Origin of the sequence: Aquabacterium sp. A7-Y, assembly GCF_026153205.1 — a bacterium.
Classification (GTDB): Bacteria; Pseudomonadota; Gammaproteobacteria; order Burkholderiales; family Burkholderiaceae_C; genus Caldimonas.
In genome coordinates, this window is the sequence record NZ_JAPFBW010000020.1 from 26,125 (window position 1) to 47,826 (window position 21,702).

Annotated in this window: 19 protein-coding genes and 2 pseudogenes; 7 read left to right on the forward strand and 14 right to left on the reverse strand. The window is 69.2% G+C overall.

From position 1 onward, the window contains the following. Positions 1-30 precede the first annotated feature (30 nt). The 3 genes from OOT46_RS18150 to OOT46_RS18160 form a co-directional block, all read right to left on the reverse strand. Positions 31-639 (reverse strand): CAP domain-containing protein, encoded by a 609-nt coding sequence (locus OOT46_RS18150; RefSeq protein ID WP_265405120.1) that lies wholly within the window; start codon positions 637-639, stop codon positions 31-33. A gap of 138 nt (positions 640-777) precedes the next feature. Next, positions 778-1,707, reverse strand: coding sequence for a ZIP family metal transporter (locus OOT46_RS18155; protein ID WP_416136219.1), 930 nt, complete (start codon positions 1,705-1,707; stop codon positions 778-780). Between the two features lie 60 nt (positions 1,708-1,767). Then, the gene (locus OOT46_RS18160) at positions 1,768-2,733 is read right to left on the reverse strand and encodes a manganese catalase family protein (protein ID WP_265405033.1); all 966 of its coding nucleotides are present in this window, start codon (positions 2,731-2,733) and stop codon (positions 1,768-1,770) included. A 269-nt stretch (positions 2,734-3,002) separates the two neighbouring features. Here OOT46_RS18160 and OOT46_RS18165 point away from each other — a divergent pair, with 269 nt between their 5' ends. Then, positions 3,003-3,962, forward strand: coding sequence for a LysM peptidoglycan-binding domain-containing protein (locus OOT46_RS18165; RefSeq protein WP_265405034.1), 960 nt, complete (start codon positions 3,003-3,005; stop codon positions 3,960-3,962). On the opposite strand, the gene mmsB is transcribed toward OOT46_RS18165, so the two are convergent. Further along, entirely contained in the window at positions 3,946-4,887 is a 942-nt protein-coding gene (mmsB, locus tag OOT46_RS18170; protein ID WP_265405035.1) for a 3-hydroxyisobutyrate dehydrogenase, read from the reverse strand. The genes OOT46_RS18165 and mmsB overlap by 17 nt on opposite strands. Positions 4,888-5,169: 282 nt before the next feature. Beyond that, positions 5,170-5,715, reverse strand: coding sequence for a carboxymuconolactone decarboxylase family protein (locus tag OOT46_RS18175; RefSeq protein WP_265405036.1), 546 nt, complete (start codon positions 5,713-5,715; stop codon positions 5,170-5,172). A 161-nt stretch (positions 5,716-5,876) separates the two neighbouring features. Between OOT46_RS18175 and OOT46_RS18180 the strand changes: the two genes are divergently transcribed. Continuing rightward, positions 5,877-6,737 carry an AraC family transcriptional regulator gene (locus tag OOT46_RS18180; protein WP_265405037.1) on the forward strand — a complete coding sequence of 287 codons (861 nt, stop codon included), beginning with the start codon at positions 5,877-5,879 and terminating at the stop codon, positions 6,735-6,737. Between the two features lie 67 nt (positions 6,738-6,804). Then, on the forward strand, positions 6,805-7,677 hold the full coding sequence (locus tag OOT46_RS18185) for a hypothetical protein (RefSeq protein WP_265405038.1): 873 nt from the start codon (positions 6,805-6,807) through the stop codon (positions 7,675-7,677). Between the two features lie 652 nt (positions 7,678-8,329). Here OOT46_RS18185 and OOT46_RS18190 read toward each other — a convergent pair. Next, positions 8,330-8,764 (reverse strand): DUF4259 domain-containing protein, encoded by a 435-nt coding sequence (locus OOT46_RS18190; RefSeq protein ID WP_265405039.1) that lies wholly within the window; start codon positions 8,762-8,764, stop codon positions 8,330-8,332. 312 nt (positions 8,765-9,076) lie between these two features. On the opposite strand from OOT46_RS18190, the gene OOT46_RS18195 reads away from it, so the two are divergent. The 3 genes and pseudogenes from OOT46_RS18195 to OOT46_RS18205 all read left to right on the forward strand — a co-directional run. Further along, complete coding sequence (locus OOT46_RS18195) at positions 9,077-9,415, forward strand: hypothetical protein (protein WP_265405040.1); 339 nt, start codon at positions 9,077-9,079, stop codon at positions 9,413-9,415. A 180-nt stretch (positions 9,416-9,595) separates the two neighbouring features. Further along, positions 9,596-10,471, forward strand: a complete 876-nt coding sequence (locus tag OOT46_RS18200) for a PEP-CTERM sorting domain-containing protein (protein WP_265405041.1) — start codon at positions 9,596-9,598, stop codon at positions 10,469-10,471. Positions 10,472-10,682: 211 nt separating this feature from the next. Then, positions 10,683-10,877: pseudogene (locus OOT46_RS18205) on the forward strand (IS256 family transposase); the annotation flags it as partial. 219 nt (positions 10,878-11,096) lie between these two features. Here the strand turns inward: OOT46_RS18205 and OOT46_RS18210 are convergent. From OOT46_RS18210 to OOT46_RS18235, 6 genes and pseudogenes are all read right to left on the reverse strand, one after another. Beyond that, a complete protein-coding gene (locus OOT46_RS18210; RefSeq protein ID WP_265405042.1) occupies positions 11,097-12,488 on the reverse strand; it encodes a hypothetical protein in 1,392 nt (463 codons plus the stop codon). Between the two features lie 283 nt (positions 12,489-12,771). Next, a complete protein-coding gene (locus OOT46_RS18215; protein WP_265405043.1) occupies positions 12,772-13,386 on the reverse strand; it encodes a hypothetical protein in 615 nt (204 codons plus the stop codon). 8 nt (positions 13,387-13,394) lie between these two features. Next, positions 13,395-14,423: a polysaccharide deacetylase family protein gene (locus tag OOT46_RS18220; protein WP_265405044.1), complete on the reverse strand. Its 1,029-nt coding sequence runs from the start codon at positions 14,421-14,423 to the stop codon at positions 13,395-13,397. Between the two features lie 10 nt (positions 14,424-14,433). Next, positions 14,434-16,416 carry a protein kinase domain-containing protein gene (locus tag OOT46_RS18225; protein ID WP_265405045.1) on the reverse strand — a complete coding sequence of 661 codons (1,983 nt, stop codon included), beginning with the start codon at positions 16,414-16,416 and terminating at the stop codon, positions 14,434-14,436. Positions 16,417-16,870: 454 nt separating this feature from the next. Continuing rightward, a pseudogene (locus OOT46_RS18230) lies at positions 16,871-17,123 on the reverse strand (hypothetical protein); the annotation flags it as partial. 48 nt (positions 17,124-17,171) lie between these two features. Beyond that, positions 17,172-17,399 (reverse strand): hypothetical protein, encoded by a 228-nt coding sequence (locus OOT46_RS18235; protein WP_265405046.1) that lies wholly within the window; start codon positions 17,397-17,399, stop codon positions 17,172-17,174. Positions 17,400-17,602: 203 nt separating this feature from the next. Here OOT46_RS18235 and OOT46_RS18240 point away from each other — a divergent pair, with 203 nt between their 5' ends. Continuing rightward, complete coding sequence (locus OOT46_RS18240; RefSeq protein ID WP_265405047.1) at positions 17,603-17,989, forward strand: hypothetical protein; 387 nt, start codon at positions 17,603-17,605, stop codon at positions 17,987-17,989. 12 nt (positions 17,990-18,001) lie between these two features. Here OOT46_RS18240 and OOT46_RS18245 read toward each other — a convergent pair whose 3' ends face one another. Continuing rightward, a complete protein-coding gene (locus OOT46_RS18245) occupies positions 18,002-18,160 on the reverse strand; it encodes a hypothetical protein (protein WP_265405048.1) in 159 nt (52 codons plus the stop codon). Positions 18,161-18,166: 6 nt separating this feature from the next. Further along, complete coding sequence (locus OOT46_RS18250) at positions 18,167-21,454, reverse strand: DUF6531 domain-containing protein (protein WP_265405049.1); 3,288 nt, start codon at positions 21,452-21,454, stop codon at positions 18,167-18,169. Positions 21,455-21,702 lie beyond the last annotated feature (248 nt).

Consider the following 21,702-nt stretch of genomic DNA (forward strand, 5'->3'; position numbering starts at 1 on the left):
CGGCCGCGCGCCGCAGCGTCGGCTGCCCCGTCAGCGCGGGGCGGCCAGGTTCATGGTCCAGTAGCGGCCATAGCTGCCCGGTCCCGCGACACAGGCGAGGCCGAACTCGGTGTAGTCGGCCGTCATGATGTTGACGCAGTGGCCCTCGCTGTCCATCCAGCTGTTCACCACCTCCTGCACCGAGGACTGCCCCGCGGCGATGTTTTCGGCCAGCGTTGCCCCCCGATAGCCGGTCGCCTGGATGCGCTGGGAAAAGCTGGTGCCGTCGCGGCTGGTGTGCGAGAAATAGTCATGGTTGGCCATGTCCGCCGAATGCCCGGCGGCCGCCTGTGCCAGCCGATCGCTCCAGGTCAAGGCCTTGGTGGCATCGAAGCGGCCCTGGCGACCGCACACCGCGCCGGCGGTGCGGTGCTGGTTGATGAGGCGCAAGGCCTCGGCCCGGAAGTCCGGCAGCCCGCAGTCGGCGACGGCAGCCGGCGACGCTGCCGGTCCGGGCGCCGGCGCTTCGGTGCCGCCGCCCGTCCCGGTCGCACTGTCGTCGCCGGAGCCGCCGCCACCGCCGCAGGCTGCGAGGCCGCCGGCCAGCGTGACGGCAAATAGCACGCGCAGGCGCGGCTGCGCAGCCGAGGACGACGGCATGGAGACCCTCCGGGAACAGTGTGGGATGTAGTGAAGCGGATGATGCTCCCATCTCCCCTGCCCGTCGCCCGCGCGCCGGACGACCGCGGCCGGCACGCCGACGAACGGCAGGACCGCGCCCCTGGCCGGCCGCCGGACTCAGCCCAGCGCCGTGTCGAGCAGCATCATGATCACGAAACCCAGCATCAGCCCGCCGGTCGCCCAGGCCTCGTGGCCCTGGCGATGCGACTCGGGGATGATCTCGTGGCTGATGACAAACAGCATCGCGCCGGCCGCGAAGGCCAGGCCCCAGGGCAGCAGGACCGCCGACAGGGCCACCACGGCTGCGCCGATCAGGGCGCCCACGGGCTCCACCAAGCCGGTGGCAGCGCCGAGGCCGGCGGCGGTGAGCCGGCCGTAGCCCGCGGTACGCAGCGCCAACGCGACCACCAACCCCTCGGGCACGTCCTGGATGGCAATGCCGGTGGCCAGCGCGCTGGCGGCCAGCGGGTCGGTGCCGGCGAAGGCGACGCCGATCGCCAGCCCTTCCGGCAGGTTGTGCAGCGAGATCGCGAAGACGAACAGCCAGGTGCGCTTGAGCAGGTGGGCCTGCTTGCCTTCGCGCCCCTTGATGAAGTGCTCGTGCGGCAGCCAGCGGTCCAGGCCGAGCACGAAGCCACCGCCCAGCAGGATGCCGGCGGCGACGACGAGGGCCGCTCCCCAGGAGCCGGCGCCCTGGGCCGCGGCGGCTTCCAGCCCCGGCACGATGAGCGAGAAGGCGCAGGCCGCCAGCATCACGCCCGCACCGAAACCCAGCATGGCATCGCGCGTTCGCTCGGCCGGCGGCGTCTGCGCCAGCAGCACCGGCAAAACGCCCAGCGCGGTGGCGCCGGCTGCCATCAGGCCGCCCAGCCAGGCCTGGCCGACTCGCGGGTCGGTCGCCGCCAGGTGCTGCCACAGCAGCCACAGCCCCGAGCAGAGGCCGGCCGTCCACAGCAGCAGGCCGAACAGCACACGCGGCTGCAGCCGCGGTCGCGCTCGGGACGGGGACGGAACACGTTGCGCCTGAAGCGGATCGGGGGTGGCCAAGATGGGTCTCCGGGATGAGAAGGCGCTGAGGCGGCGCGGCGCCGCCTCAGCGTCGACGCGTCAGTGCGTCTTGCTGGTGCCCGGGCCGCCGCGGCGCGAACGGGCGGCGCTCACCGCCTGGGCCGCGGTGGGGTCGCCGGGGGTGCCGTCCTCCATCGTGCCCATGCCCAGCTCGGCGCCGGTCATCGGATCGGACGCCGGGTCGGACGCGGTGCGCGCGATCAGGCGCTGGGCGACGGCCAGTTCATCGGGCTTGAGCCGGATCTCGGGCAAGCCGGTGCCGCCGTCCACGGCCATCTGCTCCTCGCGCTCGGTGATGTACTGGAAGTTGTCGTCGCTGTTCCAGGGACCGCGCGCGTCGCCCTCGCCCTGCGACATGTTGAAGTAGGCGTTGGTGAAGCGCGGGTCGCCCGGCAGCTTGCCCGGCGGGAAGTTGGGGTGCATCGAGTACAGCGCCTTCTCGAAGGACTGCTGGTGCGCGATCTCGCGCGTCATCAGGAAACCGAGGGCCTCCTTGACGCCCGGGTCGTCGGTGGCGTTGATCAGGCGCTCGTAGATGATCTTGGCGCGCGCCTCGGCGGCGATGTTGGAGCGCAGGTCGGCTGAGGGGTCGCCGATCGAGTCGATGTAGCCGGCGTTCCAGAGCTGCCCGCCCGAATTGATCAGGGCCGGGCCGCCGCCGTAGAGCACCTGGGTCACGTGGGAGTCGTTGCCCGCGCCGCTGATCGAGCGGTACATTTCGGCCTCTTCATCGACCCCTTCGGAGATGCGGCCCTTGGCACCCTTGTTGAGCATCGCGACGATGGTGCCGATGACTTCCAGGTGGCTCAGCTCCTCGGTCGCGATGTCCATCAGCATGTCCTTGCGGCCGGGATCGTCCTCGGCCAGGGCTTGCGTGAAGTAGCGGCAAGCCGCGGCGAGCTCGCCCTGAGGACCACCGAACTGCTCCAGCAGCAGGTTGGCCAGGCCGGGATTGGTTTCGTTGACGCGGACGGTGTATTGCAACCGTTTGTTATGCGCGAACATACAGGCTCCTTGTGAAAGTAATGACGAGCCAGCGTGGGGCTGGGGCGACAGCCTTCACTCGGCAACCGGCGGACCCACCCGCCCCGGACGGCGATGTAAGTTTCTTATCGGGCCGATAGCCGGCCGCGGGCCCGCGCGCCGTCTGGGGCGGCTTCGCGCACAATGGCGGATCGCCGGGCGCCGGCAGGGCCGTGCCCGGCCGGCGCACAACGGTGCTTTTTTCACCCGATTCCGTTCTTTTTCCGCAGACGGGACAACCTGGCTTAGGGATGACGTTCAAGCTCTCCACGACCAAGCATGCGGCGCTGATGGCGCTGCCCGCGGCGCTGGCCCTGCTGGCCGGCTGCAGCACTCGGCCCACCGAGCCCCCGGTGAGCGCCGAGGCGCCCCCCATCACCCCGGTGGCCAGGACCCCGGCCATGCAGCAGCAGGCCCAGCGCGGCGCGATGGCGGCGGCCGACCTGCTGGAGGCCGGCAACGAGGAACAGGCCAAACTCGAACTGCAGCGTGCGCTGGCGTTGGACCCGAGCAACAAGCTGGCGCTCAATCTGTCGCGCCAGATCACCGCCGACCCGGTCGCGGTGCTGGGGCGCGAGTCCTTCCTCTACACGGTGCGCCCGAGCGACACGCTGTCCAAGATCGCCGGCCGTTTCCTCGGCGACATCTACGCCTTCTACATCCTCGCCCGCTACAACGACATCAAGGCGCCGCGGCAGGTCAGCGGCGGCCAGGTACTCCGCATTCCGGGCAAGGCACCGCCGCCTGAGCGCGAGACGCCGCCGCTGCGGGCCGAGCCGAAACGCGAGCCTCCGCCGCCTCCGCCGGCGCCGCCCGCTCCACCGGCCCCGGCCGTCGCCTCGCCGCCGCCTCCACCTGCGCCTCCGGCGCCGCCCCCGCCGGTCGCGGCGCCGGAGCCCTCGGCCGGCGAGCTGGCCCTGCGCAACGCCGAAGCGGCCGAACGCGCCGGCGATCTGGACCGCGCGCTGGCCGAATACCGCCGCGCCTCCGGTCTCGGCCAGGCCAGCGCCGCGTCCAAGGGCGCCCAGGTGCGCAAGCAGCTGATCTCGCGGCACACCGTCAACGCGCGCACCGCCTTCGCCAAGCAGGACCTGGACGGCGCCATCCGCCAGTGGGACCGTGTGCTCGAACTCGATCCGGAGCACGAGACCGCGCGGCTGGAGCGCCGCAAGGCGCAGACCTTGAAGGAAAAGTTCAAGAAGCTGCAGTAGCCGCAGTAGCCGCAGACGCGGGCCCCGGCGGCCCGCCGCGCAGCAGCTCCAGGATGCTGGAGAAGTCCTGCTCTCCGCGCCCCCCGGCGTTGTGCAGCGCATAGAGGTTGCGCGCCAGTTCACCCAGCGGGGTGGCCGAGCCGCTCTGCAAGGCCGCCTCGGTCGCCAGGCCGAGGTCCTTGAGCATCAGCGCGCTGGCGAAGCCGCCGCGGTACTCGCGCGAAGCCGGCGCACCGGGCATCACGCCCGGCCAGGGGTTGTAGGTCTCCAGCGCCCAGTTGCGTCCGGAACTGCGCGAGATGATCTCGGACAACACCCGGGGGTCCAGCCCGTGGGCGACACCGAGCTGCAGGGCTTCGGCGGTGGCCGCCATCAGCACCCCCAGCAGCATGTTGTTGCACAGCTTCGCCGTCTGCCCGGCACCGGCCTCGCCGGCATGGAAGACGTTGTTGCCCATGGCCCTGAGCACCGGCCGGGCGCGCTGCAGCGCGGTCGCCGTACCGCCTGCCATGAAGGTGAGCGTGCCGGCCTCGGCACCCGCGGTCCCGCCGGAGACGGGCACGTCCAGCCAGTCCAGCCCCAGGCACTCGGCGGCGAGGGCGACGCGGCGGGCCGCGGCCGGCCCGGTGGTGGAGCAGTCCATCACCAGCGTTTCGGCATCGAGCAGTGAGAGCAGCCCCGGCTCGCCGGCCCCGCCCAGGTAGAGCGCCTCGACGTGGGCGGCAGCCGGCAGCATCGAGATCACCATCTGCGCGTCCGCCGCCGCGTCCTCGGGCCCCGGCGCGCAGCGCCCGCCGGCTGCGGCAAAGGCCTCGCGCGCCGTCGCGGAGGGGTCGAACCCGATCACCGCATGGCCGTCGCGCAGCAGGCGGCGGGCCATCGGGCCGCCCATGTGACCGAGACCGAAAAACGCGATCACGCTCATGGGAATCTCCTGAGTCGGGTCCACACCAGACCGCCCCACCAAGCAACTGGATGGCGGCGACCTTAGCAGATGCCCCGGGGCCCGCCAAGCTGCGGAACTGTGCCCGGCCAGGGCCGGCGCCGCGCCGGCCAGGATGCCCGGGCCTGCCCAGAGCAGACGCTCGTAGAACACCCGCAGGCCTCGTGAAATTTCCGCCGGCGTGGTCGAGCTGAGCGGCGTCCCTTCCCTCCCTCCTCATTCAGCGGGGCGCCAAGCCAGCGCCTGGGCACCCCGAAGGGAACCTCAGGCGGCGCGGCGCAGCGCGACGGCCGGGAAATCCACCGGGACCGCAAACGCGACGTTCACGTAGTTGGTGAACAGGTTCAGGGCCACGTGCGCGAGGATCTCGACGATGCGCTCGTCGTCGAAGCCGGCCTCACGCAGCGCCTGCACGTCCGCAGCGCCCACCTGGCCGCGCTCGTCGACAAGCTTGAGCGCGAAACGCAGTGCCGCGGCGGTCTTCGGGTCGGACGACTCGCCCTGCTGTGCCGCGGCCATTTCGTCGGCCGAGGCCCCGGCCTTGCGCCCCAGCGCGGTATGAGCCGCCAGACAGTACTCGCAGGCATTCCGGTCGGCCACGGCCACCGCGATCTGCTCGCCCAGCTTGGGCGGCAGCACGCCGTTGCCGAGGGCCGCGAAGGCGCCCCACATGCTCTTCAGGGCCGCCGGGGAGTTGGCGACGGCACGGAACATGTTGGGCGTGGCACCGAAGGCCGCCTGGATCGGGGCCAGCAGGGCGGCGCGCGGGTCGGAAGTCAGGGCCGGGTCGACGAGGTGAATGCGGGACATGAAGTTTCCTTTTCTGGCGTGGCGGTGTGCCGACGCGAAGTGGTGGTGGATCGAGGTGCCGGGCGCCGTGTGAAGGCTTGCGGCACGGGGACAGTGTGGCCCCGAAGCCTGTACCATTGGGTGCGCATCGTCCACAACACACACCTATTCATCCAGACACCGTGACATCACCTCTCCAGATCGACCGCCTGTCCTCGCTGCTCGACAGGTTCCGGGTGCGCGCCCACCTGTTCCACAGCGGCCCGCTGTGCGGGGTGACGGCTTATGCCGCCCAGCCCGGGCGCGGTTTCCTGCACGTGCTGCGGCGTGGCGAGATGGAGCTGACGCACCACGCCAGGAGCGGCCTGCCGCGGCGGGTGACGTTGCGTGAACCGAGCCTGCTTTTCTATCCCCGGCCCCTGGCGCACGCCTTCCACAATGCGCCCGCGGAAGGATCGGACTTCACCTGTGCCGCGCTCGACTTCGACGGCGGCGACCGCAATCCGCTGGTGCATGCGCTGCCGCCCCTGGTGGTCTTGCCGCTGGACGCGGTGGACGGGCTGGCCCCCTCGCTGTCGCTGCTGTTCGCCGAGACGGACCGGGTGCGTTGCGGCTCACGCCTGCTGGCCGACCGCTTGTTCGAGGTGGTGTTGATCCAGCTGCTGCGCTGGCTCATCGACCACCCCGAGCAAGCCGGCGTGCCGGCCGGTCTCATCACCGGGCTGTCGGAGCCACGGCTCGCACAGGCCCTGGTGGCCCTGCACAGCGAGCCGGGCCAGCCTTGGAGCCTGGCGGGCATGGCGAAGCGCGCCGGCATGTCCCGCAGTGCCTTCGCCGCTACCTTCAAGACGGTGGTGGGGCAGACACCGGCCGACTATCTGGCGGACTGGCGGCTCACGCTGGCACAGGCGGAGCTGCGCAAAGGGCGGCCGATCAAGGCGATCGCCCATGAGCTGGGTTATGCCAACGCGTCCGCCCTGTCGCGCCTGTTCACGCAGCGCGTGGGGGTATCGCCGCGGCACTGGCTGGCGCAGTCGGCGTGAAGGCCTCAAGGGCTGGCTGCGCGACTTCTCTCGCGCTGGAAAGCTTGGGTCAGTCAACCGCAAGCGCTTGACTTGGCCGGAAGGCAATTTCCATGTCACCACCGACTACGACGCGCTGAACCGGCCCAGGGAGATCAAGGAGCTCGGCACGACCCGCCTGGCTCACTACACCTACGACGACTTGTCCCGCCGGCATGTCGTGACGCTGGGCAACGGCACCCGGACGACCTACTCGTACGACGCGCGCGGTGAGTTCGCCCTGCTGGCCCACGCCCTGGCCGGGGACACGCACGACATCCAGTGGAACTACACCCGCAATCAGCTGCAGGACATCAAGAGCGAGACCTGGTCGAACGACCGCTACCAGTGGAAGGCCCATGCCGCCGGCACGAAAACCTACCGCAGCAACGGCCTGAACCAGTACACCGCTGCCGCAGGTGCCACGCTGAAGTACGACCCGAAAGGCAACCTTGCTGGCGACGGCGTGTGGAGCTACACCTACGACACCGACAACAAGCTCAAGAGCGCGACGAAAGGCGGCTACGCCGCCGGACTGCACTACGACGCCGAAGGGCGCCTGCACCGCACCGTGCTGGACGGGGTCACGACGGTCCTGCGCTACGACGGTACGGACCTGGTGGCCGAGTACGCAGAAAACGGCACCCTGCTGCGCCGCTACGTGCACGCGCCCGGCGTGGACGAGCCGCTGGTGAGGTACGAAGGCAGCGGCACCGCCAGGAAGACCTGGCTCTATGCCAACGGCCAGAGCAGCGTCGTCGGCGCCGCCAACAAATGGAGCCATCAAACCATGAGCAAGCCAGAAGACGCCATGGAAGCCATTGCCTACTCAGAGCTGTTGATCGCTTGTCAAGTGGATGGCTGCACCCATGTATTCCAGCCGACGCTCGATGAGCCTGCGAGCGATCCAGTGGAGAAGTAGGCCCAAGACATGGTCAACCGCGCGTGCAATGCTGGCTGGTCGGCAAGTGACGATGGACGTGTGTTGTGTCCGGTGCACCGGGGCTTACTCGCAAGAACATAGGTGCAAAGGGACTGCCCGAATTGCGGATCAGCGTGAGCAAGTACCCGGAGCTACCTCAGAACATTCCAAAGCGAAGAAGGCCGGTCACTCGATCGTTCTGATGTCCGGTGGCACTCCGGTAGCAAACCGAGCTGCTGCTCTCGACTCCGTGCCGAACATCAACGGGTTTAGTCGTGGCGAGCACCGTTCGCATGGTCCATGCAGGGCGGGAAAGGTTTGTGGGTTGGGGACGTGCCAGCGTCTCAGCAGAACGCTCAGGGCGCCCTTGAGATCTTGACGACTCGCCTCCTCGGAAATCAAACCGTGTAGACGTCGACGTGTCGGACGCCACCACCCACTTGAGGATGAATCGTCCCTGTCGGCGGACTTGCCGGCGGGTTCAAAGCAAGCACTCAGCGCGCTAACGCTGCCAACGGCCATCATTTATTCGCGCGCGGCTCTTGCACAAGGCCGCCAGTCGCGCAACGCAGCTATGGATGACATCGGCGACGGGTGGAGAAACCGACACGCCAGTCGGCCGCTCAAGGCACCACCGCGGAGCGCTACGGTCTCAGACGTTCAGTCGCGCAAGGAGGCCCTCGACATCGGTCCTCCACGCGTCGAAATCTGAGGTCTCTGCCCACAGCTCGCGAAGTTCTGAATCCTCAGCGAGCACCCGGGCTACAGCCTTTGCTGCCGTTTCCACCTGTTGCCTGCTGGGCCGGGGCTGGGTACGGTCAAGCCATTTGACGAGCGCCGGGTTGGCAGTTGCCGCCGGGCCAGGCCGGCCGAGCGCCGCGGCCACGACTTCTGCGGCGGCAAGACCTTCGGCCGCTTCTGGCGCCTCGACGTATTCGATGGTCTCCACAACGGTGGTCAGGGCTTGGTCCACCGGCGTCCAGTCATCCTGCTCTGTGAGTTCCGCAATCCAGTCGGCGGCATCGTCGTTGCCAAAAGAGTCGATCGCCCAGCATCCCATTTCCAGGTCCTCCGATGGTTGCAGCATCAGGTTGCCGAGCGGATCTTGCCATAAGTGTATCGCCCAGGAGGTGCCTGTGTCCGGTCTTACAGAGCGACGTCGAGCCCCCTCCCCTGCGCCGCTTGTGCCGGGTTTTGCCCGCCAACGGCATCCGACCTGCTCGAAGCCGTCGCCGCACCGATAGGAATCTTCCAGGATACAGCCCTGGTGCTGCCCCCGCAGTCCAGCTCCCTGGACCAAGGATGAGGCGCGGGCGTTGATTGATGATGCGGACACCTATTTCGGCTCCATCGGTGTTGGACCGAACGCGGTCACGCGCGTACCAGGGAATCGATTGCCATGAAACTTCCAGATGAGTGCCAGCTTCTCGCTGCCGAACTGGTGATGTGCTTGGTGGGCAAGGACTATCAGAAGATAGTGGACAAAGGGTGGATCGGTCGGCTGCCCCCCCAAGAGCTTGATGCTGCCATTGCGCAATACGGTCGAACTCTGGTCGTGCCTCCGCATGACGTTTTAGATCATGCCGATGTCTACGAGTTAGAGGATGGTTCGGGATGGTTTGTGGACCTGCCTCTCTGGACGGCAGAGGAAGGGATGAGTGATCTCACCTTGTCGTTGAGCGTAAAGACGGACGGCCGTCACGTTCTACTGGGCATCAGCGACCTTCACGTCCTCTGATTTCACGCGGCAGAGGGCGCTGCCCTGACCATAGGGTTGGGGTGAACGCGTTTACTATTTTTTCGACACTCAAAGTGAATCGAGGGCGTCAAGCGCCCCACACACGGGGCACTGCCGTCGTTCAATCTTCGCATCCAGCGTTTTTGCCCTTTCCGCACTTCCGCTTTGCCGCTATAGTTTGTGACCCCCGGCATCGGCTCGTCATACCGTGCCGATGCCGTTGCCCGCTTGAAAGCGGAATACGAGGCAAAAGAGCAGCCCCCTGCAGGCAGCCATCTCTTCACCAAACGAGGGAGTGTCATCTTGATCAAACCGATTGCCGCGGCTTTGGCGGCACTTTGCATCGCCGCTCCGGCGGCCGCCGGCTTTACGGCGCATGGCTCGGTCACGCAACTGCAATTCGCGGTGACCGACCTTGCACCGGACGATGGGCTGGACGCCTTCTACACGCTGGGGTTCGGCTCCTCCAGCTATTTTGCGCTCGGCTCGGAAAGCTTGCAGTTCGACGGCCCGGTCTTCCTTCCGGAAAAAACGTTTGAGACCCCGGGAGCGATGCTGCTGAGCGGACCGAGCCAGTTGATGGCCAGCGTAACGCAATCCGACTCCACGGGCATCAGATTGCACACCTACGCCCACACGTCGACTTTCTTGACACTGGCTCCGAACTCGTCGTTCACCTTTTCCGGGGTCGTGTCCGCCGACATGAGTTGCGTAGTCCCGTGTGCAGGCGGTTTCGCCATTGCGCGCGCCGCTCTTCGGACCGTGGTGCCCGACAGCGGTAATTCGGATCGCACCGTGGCTGCCTATGCCGCGGCGGGATCCGCACCTGCGGAGGCCAGGACCTTCTCGTTGACCTATGAGAACCACTCATCGCGCCCGGTCGAGCTGACGATCTCGATGAGCGCGGATGCGTACGCCAGCGGCGCACTCCCCGTTCCCGAGCCGACCACTTATGCCTTGCTGGCAGCAGGCCTCGGCGTCGTGGGCTTTGTCGCCCGCAGGCGAGGCCGGCACAAGGACCGAGCGTCCGCTTCAGCCACCGCCTCGGCATCTTGATGCTCCGGCAGTGAGCGGAGCGCTGCCGTGGCAGGGCGGGCTGCCAAGGCTCCTTCGCCGTGGGCCTGCTATTCACGCATCCTCGCGCGACATGCAATGCCTCGCCTCGCGAAAGCGCAGCGTCCACTGAGCAAGGCCCGATACCCCGCCCGAATAGGTTTGCAACGCCCCATCCATGGCTTGGCGCCCGGTACCCCGGTTCGCCAGAGCCGCGATGAGGGCCCGACTGCGCAAGATCATCAAGACGCGCTGGCACTTTCCCAGCGACGATGCTGCCACCCAGCTGATCTGACTGGCGCTGTGCAACATCACTGCCGATTGGGGACGCGCTGCCAAGGAATGGCGCGAGGCCATGAACCAGTTCACGATCGCCTACGGCGACCGCTTCATCAAGACCGTCGCTTAAGATGCGGCTCGGGTTCGCTCACTTTGCTGAGCAGCCCTCAGCGCCTCACACACAAAAAATCGGACAGGCCCCGCGCGAGCGGATTACCGTCGCTGCACCTCGCCTTGAATCGCTTGGCCGACCTGTGGAGTGATGAGGCCGCGACGTTGAGGCCCCCCCCGAACAGGCCGCTGAGCACAATCTGATGCTCGGCAACGCCTCCCCGGCATTCGTCGAAGATCAACGACTGCTTTCGATGGACGTCAGCCACTGCTGATAAGCGTCTTCATTGGCCACTGTCTTCAGCAGTTCCAGGTAGCGTTCGGGCTCCTTGACGGTCTGAAGTATCCACTTCTGCAGTTCGACGTTTCCAGCCGCCAGGGAGGCTGCCACCTTCATCTTCTCCCAAAGACGCTTCTCAGCGGACATCTTCACGCCCTCGTTCTTGACCACCTCGATCCACCTTGCCGCCTGTTGATTGGCGGGTACGCCCTCAAGGTGGTCAGGATCGGGAAGGTGCATCTTCACCGCCATATCCTGGCGCAGCTGCAAGATGCGCGTCATCGTGTCGATCAGCAGCCATTGAGGGAGACTGGAGCCGTTCTCGTCGGTGTTGCGGGGCTGGGCAGTGTCCGCCAGATGCTTTGACCACACGGTGCTGCCGACGTCCTTGACCTCGATCTCGAAGGGCATCACCTTGCCTTTGGCATCGCCGTCCTGGAGTTCGTAGCCGTAGCGCCGCGTCCAGATGGCGTCGTTGTCGCCCTGCAGCTTGCCGGCTTTCATTGCGAAGATGCGCACCGTGCCGCCGTCGACAGCAAGCCTCTCCTCGTTGTATCGATTCATGTGGCCAACGACCGCCTGCCACTGTCTCCCGCGCTCCTCGTCACTGCCTGTCGTTCTCACATTGATGTCCAGGTCCTCGGGAATGCCTGCATAGTCACCGCTCGTGAGGACGATGGACCCTGTCACCTCCGGCTTCAAGTCGCCCACGTCAGGCAGCTTGCTCAGGCGATCGACGATTTTCGTGCCCAGGTTCTTCATCTTGCTCAGGCGGTCCTTGCCACCCTGCTCCGCCGTTGCTTCCTCCTTCTCACCAGGGAAGAGACCGGCCAACTGGCCGCCGCCAAGGTGGCTCACCACCTTGCGCGCCAGGGCTGCCGCGCTGAGGCCATGGATCGCTTCCTCCGTCACTGCTTCCGCGAAGGCCTTGCACTGAGCAAACGTGAAAGACTCGTCTTCCTCCAGGCGACCCGCAACGAGCTTGCGGACCTCCGCACGGAACTTGTCCGCATAGGCCTGCTGTTCAACAGCGTCCACAGCGACCCCGTCGAATGCGCCGAGGCGCAGTGCAGAGACCAGGCGATCCACAAAGGCTTTGAAGTCGTGTGCCGTGTCTGTGGTGTTGCCCAGGCCGGCTGCCTTCTTCGCCTGTTGGAGGCGCTCCTTGCTGTCAACACTGAACCCGAGGTCCCTGGCCTCCAGCTCGGCGTTGACCGCCGTCAGTTCGGCGTCCAGGTTCTCATAGCGCACCGCCGGAGGCCGGCGGCGAAGGGCCGAAGCCCCCCCCATGGCAGCTAGCACGGCACGCACGCTGGTCTGGTTCTGAGTCTGGTTCTGGTCAAGTTCCATGGATCGAGCTGGGCTTTGAGGCGTTGAGGAAGCTAGGGTGGCGAAGGAAGCCCGTTGGTTAACACCCGTCGAACTGATGAGTGGGGCGGCGCTCCCGAGAGTTCCAGCGCTGAATCGAGGCTCGACCCCGGCTTGCCCCCTGCCCGGAGCGGCAAGGCGAGCCGGGCAGGCAGACACTCCAACGACTTCAGCAATGCGGCCAGCTCGCGCACCGACCCTTCGTGTCGCAAGTAGGTGCCAGCGACATGTGACAGCGACGAAAATCGCAACGACGACTGTAGGACTAGTGTCCGCCCCCAGCCTCGAGCCGCACGCTGCCCCGACCCTCGGCGACCGCGTCCTCCACCACCGCCGGCTGCGCCGGCTCGGCCGAAAGCCGGCGCCCCAGCGTGATGCGCGAGTACTTGCCGAGGTAGTTGCGGCGGTTGCGTTCGCGCTCGATCGCGCGCAGGGCCTGCGCGGCGCTGTCGAGCTCAGGCTGCAGCGCGAGGACAGCCAGGTAGTGGGACGCGGCGCGCTCCAGGTCGCCGCGGCGTTGTGCCTGTTCGGCGCGCCGGGTCTGGTCGGCGACAGCCCCGCGGATCTGCCGCCGGGTCTCGGCCAGCCGGTCGTTGTAAGCCTCCACATCGGGCCGCAGCAGGGTCAGCAACTCCCAGTTCAGCGCCGCCTCGGCCAGCCGGCGCTGGCGTGTCGCGGCCTGCGCCCGCTGGCGCAGCTGGGCTTCGTAGGCCGCATGGCGGTCGGCCTGCACCGGTGGCAGCGTGGCCCGCTCGGGCTCCGCCTCCGGGCCACCGGCGGGCGGGGTCGTGCAGCCCCAGCCGGCTGCCGCCAGCGCGAACGCCGTCAGGGCGCGGGCCAGCATCGGCCGGCTGCTCGCGGCAGCCGCGGTGTTGTTCATGTGCCTCTTCATGGCCGTCGCACCCCCTGGCTCAGCTGCAGCTTGGCCTTGAAGGCCTCCAGGTCGTCGTCGCGGTAGATCATGCTGCGTCTGAGCATCAGCGGCTGGGCGAAAAAGGCGTTGCCGCCCGGGTTGACGGTGACGGCCAGTTCGTAGCGCTGGCGCGTCAGGGTCTCCAGCACCGCTTCGTTGGCGTCACCGTAGGGATAGGCGTAGTGCTTCACGCGCGTCTTCAGGCGGCGCTCCAGCAGTTCGCGCGGCGCTTGCGCTTCCTGCTTGAGCATCTCCCGGTAGGCGACCTCCGACTGGCCGGGCAGGCGGTCCAGCAGGTTGCGGTGGGTCTTGGAATGGGCCTGGATGTCGATCAGCCCGGAGTCGGACAACTCCTTCAGCTGGTCCCAGTCGAGCGCCTCGCCGCCGCCGATGAAGTCGCTGTAGACAAACAAGGTGGCCGGGAAGCCATAGCGGCGCAGCAAGGGCCAGGCATGCCGGTGCACCGACTCGAAGCCGTCGTCGATGGTCAGCACCACCGAGCGCTTGGGCAGTTGCTGGCGGCCCTCCAGGTAGGCCACCAGCTGCTCCAGCCGGATCACGTGGTAGTCGTTGCGTGCCAGCCAGTCGAGCTGGGCCGCGAAGTTGGCGGTCGAGACCGCCATCTTGCCGCCGCCCGTGCCGAAGCGGTGGTAGCAGAGGATGGGCACGGTCTGGTAGTGGTCGGCGTGCACCCCGACGGCGTTGAGCGTCTGCAGCGGGATCGCCAGCGGCTGGCTTTCGCTGGCCTCGCGCACATTGTTGAAATCGCCGATCTCCCAGTAGCGGTCGGCGTCGCCGAGGAAACGCGCGGCCACCGAGCGCAAGGTCTCGCCGGGCCCGGGCTGGTAGAGCACGAAGCGGTGGTTGCGGCCCAGCACCTCGCCCCCGCCCGCGGACAGGCTGGCGCAGCCGGACAGTGCGGCGGTGCCGGCCGCCAGCAGCGACAGCAGGCAACGGCGGACACGACGGCGGGCCCAAGGGCGCGCCTGGAAAGACAGTCGCATGGCGGTACTCCTAGGGGGCCGGCTGCTGCTTCGGTGCGGCCGGGGCCGGTGGCAGCGGGGGCGAGCCGGGCGGTGGCGGGGCCGCCGGGGCCAGCGGCGCGCCGCCGCTGATCTGCAAGGTGCCCGGGTGGCGGTCCTGCAGCGCCTGGGCCATCTGGTCGAAGGCTGCGAAGAGGTGGCCGAACTCGTCCTTGCGCTGCTCCCGGATGCGGTGGTCGAAGCGGCCCCGCGCGATCTCCCCCATGGCCTCGGTGACCAGCTTGATGGGCTGGGCGAACCAGTTGGCGACGAAATACATCGCGACGGCCACCGCCAGGACCGTCACCACCACCAGCACCACCATCAGGATCATGGACAGCCGCGCGACCTGGGCCAGCGGGCGTTCGGGCAGCCCCAGCGCGACCCGACCCACCTGCTTGCCGCGGAAGGTGATGGGCGCCTCGAAAGACAGCAGCGTCTCGTCGTTCACCAGGTAGCGCGAGACCGTGATACCGCCTTCGCGCTCGTCCAGCCGCTGGGCGGCCGGCGCCTGGTAGGCCTTGCCCACCGCCTCGGGACGGGCAGCGGCACGCACGATGCCTTCGCGATCGATCACGGTGACGCTGTCGATGGCGCGCGTCTTCATGACCTCCTGCACCGCGACCTCGACCGCGACCCAATCCTCCGACAGCGCCGAGACTGCGTTCTGTGCCGCGATGAATCGCGTCAGCGCCGCGCCGTAGTCGGTCACCTGGCTCATCATCGCAGCGTACTGGCGCTGGGTGATGACGGTGGCGGTGAGCGCCATCACGACCGCGACGATCAGGGCCATCATCGCGGCCCATTTCACGCGCAGCGGGACGATGCGCGGGCGGTCCTTGTCGCGCGCGGAGGCGTCCAGGTCGGTCAGCACCCGGGCGAGCGCCTCGGCCAGTTCCTTGCCGGTCTGGAAACGGCGCTCGGGCGCCTTGGCGAGGCAGCGCTCGACCACCCGGCGCAGCGCGTGCGGCAGGCCCGGGCGCAGCTTCTCAATCGGCACCGGGTCCTCGTTGGCGATCTGCATCGCCAGCGCCACCAGCCCCTCGCCGAGGAAGGGCCGCTGGCCGGTCAGCATCTGATAAAGCACGATGCCGGCCGAGAACAGGTCGGAGCGGCCGTCGATCTTGCTGCCCTGGGTCTGCTCGGGCGACATGTACTGCGGCGTGCCGAGGATGTCGCCGACCCGGGTGCGCTGATCGGCGCCGCTGTCCATGTGGGCGATGCCGAAGTCGGTGACCTTGATCGTGCGGCTGCCCTTGAGCCGCAGGATGTTGCCCGGCTTGATGTCGCGGTGCACGACGCCGCGCGCGTGGGCGTAGTCGAGCGCCCGCGCCAGCTGGATGCCCATCACCAGCACATCGCGCAGCGGCAGCGGCTTGCCCTGGTCCATCAGGTCGCTGAGCGGCTGGCCCTCGATCAGCTCCATGGCCATGTAGGGCCGGCCCTCGATCTCGCCGACGTCGTGCACGGTGACGATGTTGGGATGCGACAGCCCGCCGGCCGCGCGCGCCTCGCGCAGGAAGCGGGCACGGTAGCCGGCCTCCTCGCAGAGCGCGGGGTGCAGGAACTTGATCGCGACGTCGCGGCCGATGTCCGGGTCGTGGGCCTTGAAGACGGTCGCCATCGCGCCGCTGCCCACCCGGCTCACGATCTGATAGCGGCCCACCTGGCGCACGCCGGCCGAGCCGCTCGCGGCGCTGCCGGGCAGCGTACCGGGTGCGGGGCTCTGCGGTGCGGCGCCGCCGGCCAGCGGGGCCGAGACCGGGGCCGGGCGGGGCAGCGGCGCAGCGGGGCGCCCAGGCGGCGTCGCGTTGGGCGCTGCCGGTGCGGCCGACGGCGTCGCCTGGCCCGCCGACGGCGCCGGGCTGGGCTCGGGTGGGCGCTCCGGCGGCGGCAGCGGCGAGATGCGGGTGGCATCGTCCTCCGGCGGCGCATTGCCGCGGCCCGGCCCGCTGGAACTTCCTGCTTCTGACATGTGACTGCTCTTTCCTCCCTGCGACACCGGCGCTGGCCGGTCCCTTCCCTGCGGCCAGTTGCACCGTGTCGGGGGCGCTCGTGGCAGCCCCCTTGCCTGCGGGAAACTCCGGCAGTGTGCCTCCGCCGCGGGTGAGGTTCGTTACCAAGCGTCGCAAAGCCGAGACTCCAACCCCGGGTTGGCGCGAGAGTACGGGCCGTCATCTGGATCGTTTCGCAAGCGCTGGCCGACACACGGTGCAAACAACGCGCCCGGCGGCACTGTCCGCCCCGATTAGAGAGGGTCCTCGACGCCGCCACCGGCGCCGGGGACGATCTGCACCGCCCCACCCCCTCAAGCTAGGGAGAAGCGCGGCACGCGGGCTTTGCCGCGGGCGAAAAGGACCAAGGCGGGGAAGGCGCGCAGCACCGGGTCGTCCCGAACGCCGGCGCCCGCCCTGCGGTCGCTAGCTCACCAGGTCCGTGTCCTCACTGAGGCGCCGGTACATCGGCGTGTTGGTGGCGAGCTTGATGCTGGGCAGCGGCTTTGCGCCGAACATCGAGCCGCGCCCGGTGGTGAACAGGATGAGGCTCTCGCCGACCTTGCGGCTGCAGGCCCGCCAGGTGAGCGTGTGCTCGACACGTAGATCTCGGGCGTCTCCGACAGGATGGCCGTGCCACCCTGGTGGACCAGGATGACGCCGCCGGGCCCAGCGCCGGGCTCGCCGTCCGGCACCGGCGTGCCGATGCCGACGTTATCGGCCGAGTGCAGACGGATCACCGGACCGGTGATGGGTTTTTCAGCGAGCCCCAGCATGTCTCTTTCTCCTGTCCTGGGACCGGGGGCGGCGCTGTCGGGGCTCGGCCGCCGCGCTTGCCGGCGGCCGGCATCGGCGCACGCTTGCCGTGCTCGGACGGGCTGAGCGTTTTCCGGTGGGTGCTTTCGTCGTTGCGGGTGCGGCCGCTGTTCGTGCTGACGGCGCGGTGCTTGATGGGACTGGGCATCGCAACTCTCCTTCATCGGCTCGGCGGGGCCGGGACCTGCCCCGATCCGCTTCCTGCGCTGCAAGCCGGCGTTCCGCCGGCCGGCGACGCTCGCCCGGGGACTCGCCGGCACGCCGCGCGCCACTGTGGGAGGATGCGGTCTTCTCCGACGGCCCCTCCTTCACCCGACCGGCCCTGCCCGGCCGCCTTGACATCCTTTGCCCATGAAAGATGCACGCCACCCCGTCGCGCCGTCCGCCGGCAGCTCCGGCCACGAGCGCTGGAGCGCCGAAGCCGGCCCCCGCGATGTCGCGACCCTGATCATCCCGCCCGACGCCCAGCGCGACCGCCGCTTCGAGATCGCCTGCCGTTTTGTCGTGGCGCGCAAGGCCGGCGCCGGCGACCCCGCCTGGCACAGCCTGCGCAGCGACGTGGACGGTGCGCTCGAATGGTCGCGCCAGGTGCCGACCGAAAACCCGGGCAGCACCGACTCGCTGGACTACCGCTTCCGCCGCACCGTGCCGAGCGGCCAGCCGCTGCGCATCACGGCCAAGACCGCGGTGCGCGGGGCCGAGCGGCACGAGCTGCTGATCGAGGCGGAAGAAGACTGAGCGCGCCGGGGCTCACAAGGGCTTCAACCCCTCTTGGAGCCCGGGCAGCAGTCGCGCGAAGGCGGGCCGGCAGGCCAGCCGGGGCACCCGGGCGCCGCTGCCGGCCAGGCCGCGCCACACCGCGGCCTGCTCTCCGGCGCGATAACGGCTGTAATAGGACGTCGTCGCCATCGTCGATCACCCCTTGCGCCGCCCGGCCGACTGCGAGCCGTGCTGGGCACGCACCGCGAGGCCCTGCGGGTTGATCCAGGCCAGCACGTTCGGGCCCCAGCCGTAGGGGTTGACGCCGCCGGCCAGGCCGATCGGGTTCTGGGAAATGAAACTCCCGATGTGCGGGTCGTAGTAGCGCTGCAGGTTGTAGTAGAGGCCGGTCTCCTCGTCCTCGTACTGCCCCTGCAGGCGCAGCGGCTGCCGGGCGCTCGCCAGGGTCTCGGCGCGGCAGGCACCGAGCGCGTCGTAGCCGGTGCGCCAGGCGGTCTTGCCATGCACGTCGAAGACCCGCAGCGGCGCGCCGTTGACGTCGTTGCCGAAAAAATAGAGCCGCACAGGCGCGGCCGGTGCCTGTGCCGTCTCGTGCGGCGGGTGGACCAGCAGCGCCAGCGGCTCGTGGCTGCCGGGGTAGCAGAGCCACTCGCGCCAGGCGCTCCCCGAGGCTCCCTGGCGCGCCTCGGCCAGCAGCACGTCGCCGTCCCAGTGGTAGCGGGTGCGCCGTTCGCCGTGGTCCTTGAAGATGCGCCGCCCCAACGGGTCGTAGCCGTAGCGGCAGCGCCGCGCGCCGGTCTCGCTGCCCACCAGGCGGTGCTGGCTGTCCCAGACCAGCCGGGTGGCGCGACGCCGGTCTTCGCGCCAGACCAGGCGCCCGGCACGGTCGTAGCGGTAGAAGGTCCCGGCGTAGCGGCCCTCGCGCGACCAGGCGGCGTCGGCCTGCCCGCCTTCGCCGGCCACCCGGCGACCCGGCGCCTCGATCACCTCGGTGCGCAACAGGTCGCCGGCCGCATCGCGCAGGAAGCGGCTGACCTGGCCGCGCGGGTCGAGCTGCTCGACGATCTGCCCCAGGCTGTCGTAGCGGTAGCGCTCGACGCCGGCGTCGGTGTCCACCCGCTGCACCAGCTCGCCACGCGCATCCCGGTGATAGCGCGTGGACGCGAGCCGGCCGGACGGCCCCACCAGCTCCTGCTCCGTCACCCGACCCTCGCTGTCGTGGCGGTAGCGGCGCTGCAGGACCGTGCCCAGCCGCTCGGAGCGCAGCCGGCCGGCCGTGTCCCAGCTCAGCTGCACCGGCGCCTGACCGTCCACCTTCAAGGCCACCAGGCGGTCGAGCGGGTCGTAGGCAAAGGTGACGCCCCGGCCGGTGCTGGTCTCGCGGCGGATCCGGTTGCCGCGCGTATCGAAACGCTGGCGCAGCACGAAGTCGCCCTGCCGCTCCTCGAGCAGCCGGCCCTCGACGTCGAAACGGCGCCGGATCTCGATGTGCGGGTTGGCACAGGCCAGCAGCCGGCCGGCCGCATCGAACTCGAAGCGCTCCTCGAAGGCCGGCTCCGCTGCTGCCGGCCCGCTCGCCAGGGTGCGCGTGATGCGGCCCAGTGCGTCGGTCTCGCAGCGCACGCTGCCGCCCATCGGGTCGAAGCGCTCTCGCAGGTGTCCGGCGATGCTCCAGCGCCAGCGTGTGGTCTGCCCCCAGTAGTCGGTTTCCTCCACCACCCGGCCCAGCGCGTCGCGCCGGAAGCGCCAGGCCTCGCCGCGCGGGTTGTCGACGCCGAGCAGGCGCGCCTCGGTGTCGTAGTGGTAGGCGATGGCCTGGCCGTCGGGCAACCACTGGCGGGCCAGCAGGCCCAGGCCCGCATACTCGAAGCGCGTCGACGCGCCCAGCTCGTCGACGTATTCGCACAACTGGTCCTCGGCGTCGTAGCGGTAGATCGCCGGGGCGCCGCCCGCGAGCCACACCTCGGTCAGCCGGCCCTTGAGGTCGTAGGCGTAGCGGGTGGTCCGGCCGAGCGCGTCGGTCGACGCCAGCACCTGGCCCAGCGCGTCGCGCTCCAGGCGCCGGGCCTGCCCGAAGGCATCGATCACGGCCACCACCTGCCCCTGGCTGTCGTGAGCCAGGCGCGTCTCGGCGCCGCCCGGATGCAGCACCCGCACTGGCTGGCCCAGGTTGTCGTACTCGTAGCGGGTCACCGCGCCCAGCGGGCTGCGCAGCTCCAGCATGGCGCCGCGCGCGTCCCAGCGGCGCTCCCAGACGGCCCCGCCGGCGTCGGTGCTGCGCACCGGCTTGTTGCAGCCGTCGTAGTCGAAGCTCTCGCAGCTGCCGTCGGGCCGCTGCAGACGCAGCAGGTTGCCGCGCTCATCGTAGGTGAAGGCGCTGCGGTGGTTCTCGGGGTCGACCAGCGCGGTGGTGCGGCCAGCTTGGTCGTACTCGAACAGGGTGCGACCGCCCAAGGGGTCGATCTCCAGCACCGGCAGGCCGCGCTCGTCGCACTGGATCACGCTGACATGGCCCAGCGAATCGGTGACACGGGTCTCGCGTCCCCCCGGCCCCCAGGCGAAACGACGCTCGTAGAGTCCGCCGTCGCCCCGGGTCTGCAGCACTTTCCAGGCCGGGCCGCTGCGCTCGTAGTCGAAGTGGAAGGACAGGCCGCAGCGCTTGCTGTGGCGCACCAGGTGGTGCGCCTCGTAGGCATAGCGGCACGGCTGGCCCAGTGCATCGCGCACCTCGGTCAGGTCGCCTTCGCTGTCCTGGCGGTAGTCGACCAGCTCACGGGCAACACCGGTCTCGGGCACCGAGACCCGCAGCCGCACGATCAACCCGTCGTGCTGGTCGACCTGCAGCTCCCGGCCGGAAGACGTCCGCAAGACCTGCAGTCGCCCGTCGCGGCGTTCGTACTCCAGCCAGTTGCCCCACAAGTCGGCAATGAGCGCGAGCCCGCATTCGAGCGCCCCGCCCTCGCCGCGCCGCAGGTCTTGCTTGGGAAAGTGGTAGACCCGGTCTTCCTTGGTTCGCACCCGCCACTCGCCGCCGTCGTCGGTGAGCACCGCACCGTCCATCAGCTCCAGCACCGCGCCGTCGGGCCCCGGCACGGCGGGCAAGGCCGGAAACAGCGCCGGCCCCTCGCTCGGGTGCATGAACAGCACGCTGCCGTCCCCGGCGTTCAGCTCCAGCCGGGCGTCGGCCGGGCATTCCCAGCCGACGCCGCAGGCGCCGCGGCGCCGGCTGCCGGAGCGGTAGACACGTTTCCATTCGAGCGGGATGCGTCCGGGTAGCACGCCATCGACCTGCTCCATGACCACCTCACCGGTCAGGAGGTTGACCGGTGAGCCCCTGAGCACCTTGCACTTCAGGAAGCCCCGGCCCACGACCGGGAGGCGGGAGGCGGGCAACGGAACCGGCGAGGGCGACGGCGGCAGAGCACCGAGGTGGGTGTCGAGGCCCAGCTGCGGGTCGCGGTGTTGGGACAAAGCCAGCATCATCACCGGTCCTTCAGGGCTGCGGGTGCGAGTGAAGGTCCAGCATCGTGGCGCCTCGACACCCTGGCCCGCGTCGAGCCCGCGGCATCAGCCGCTTCCTGCTGCCCTGCATCCTGGCCCCCTTCGATGAGTTCCGGTGGGCAGATGCTAGGCAAGGCCGGGCGCTGCGGCTCTCCCTAGCTTGGAGCTGGAAGAACCAACGGTTGCGCCTGCAAGGAGCCCGACCTATGTCGCGGCAGCTCGGCCGTGTT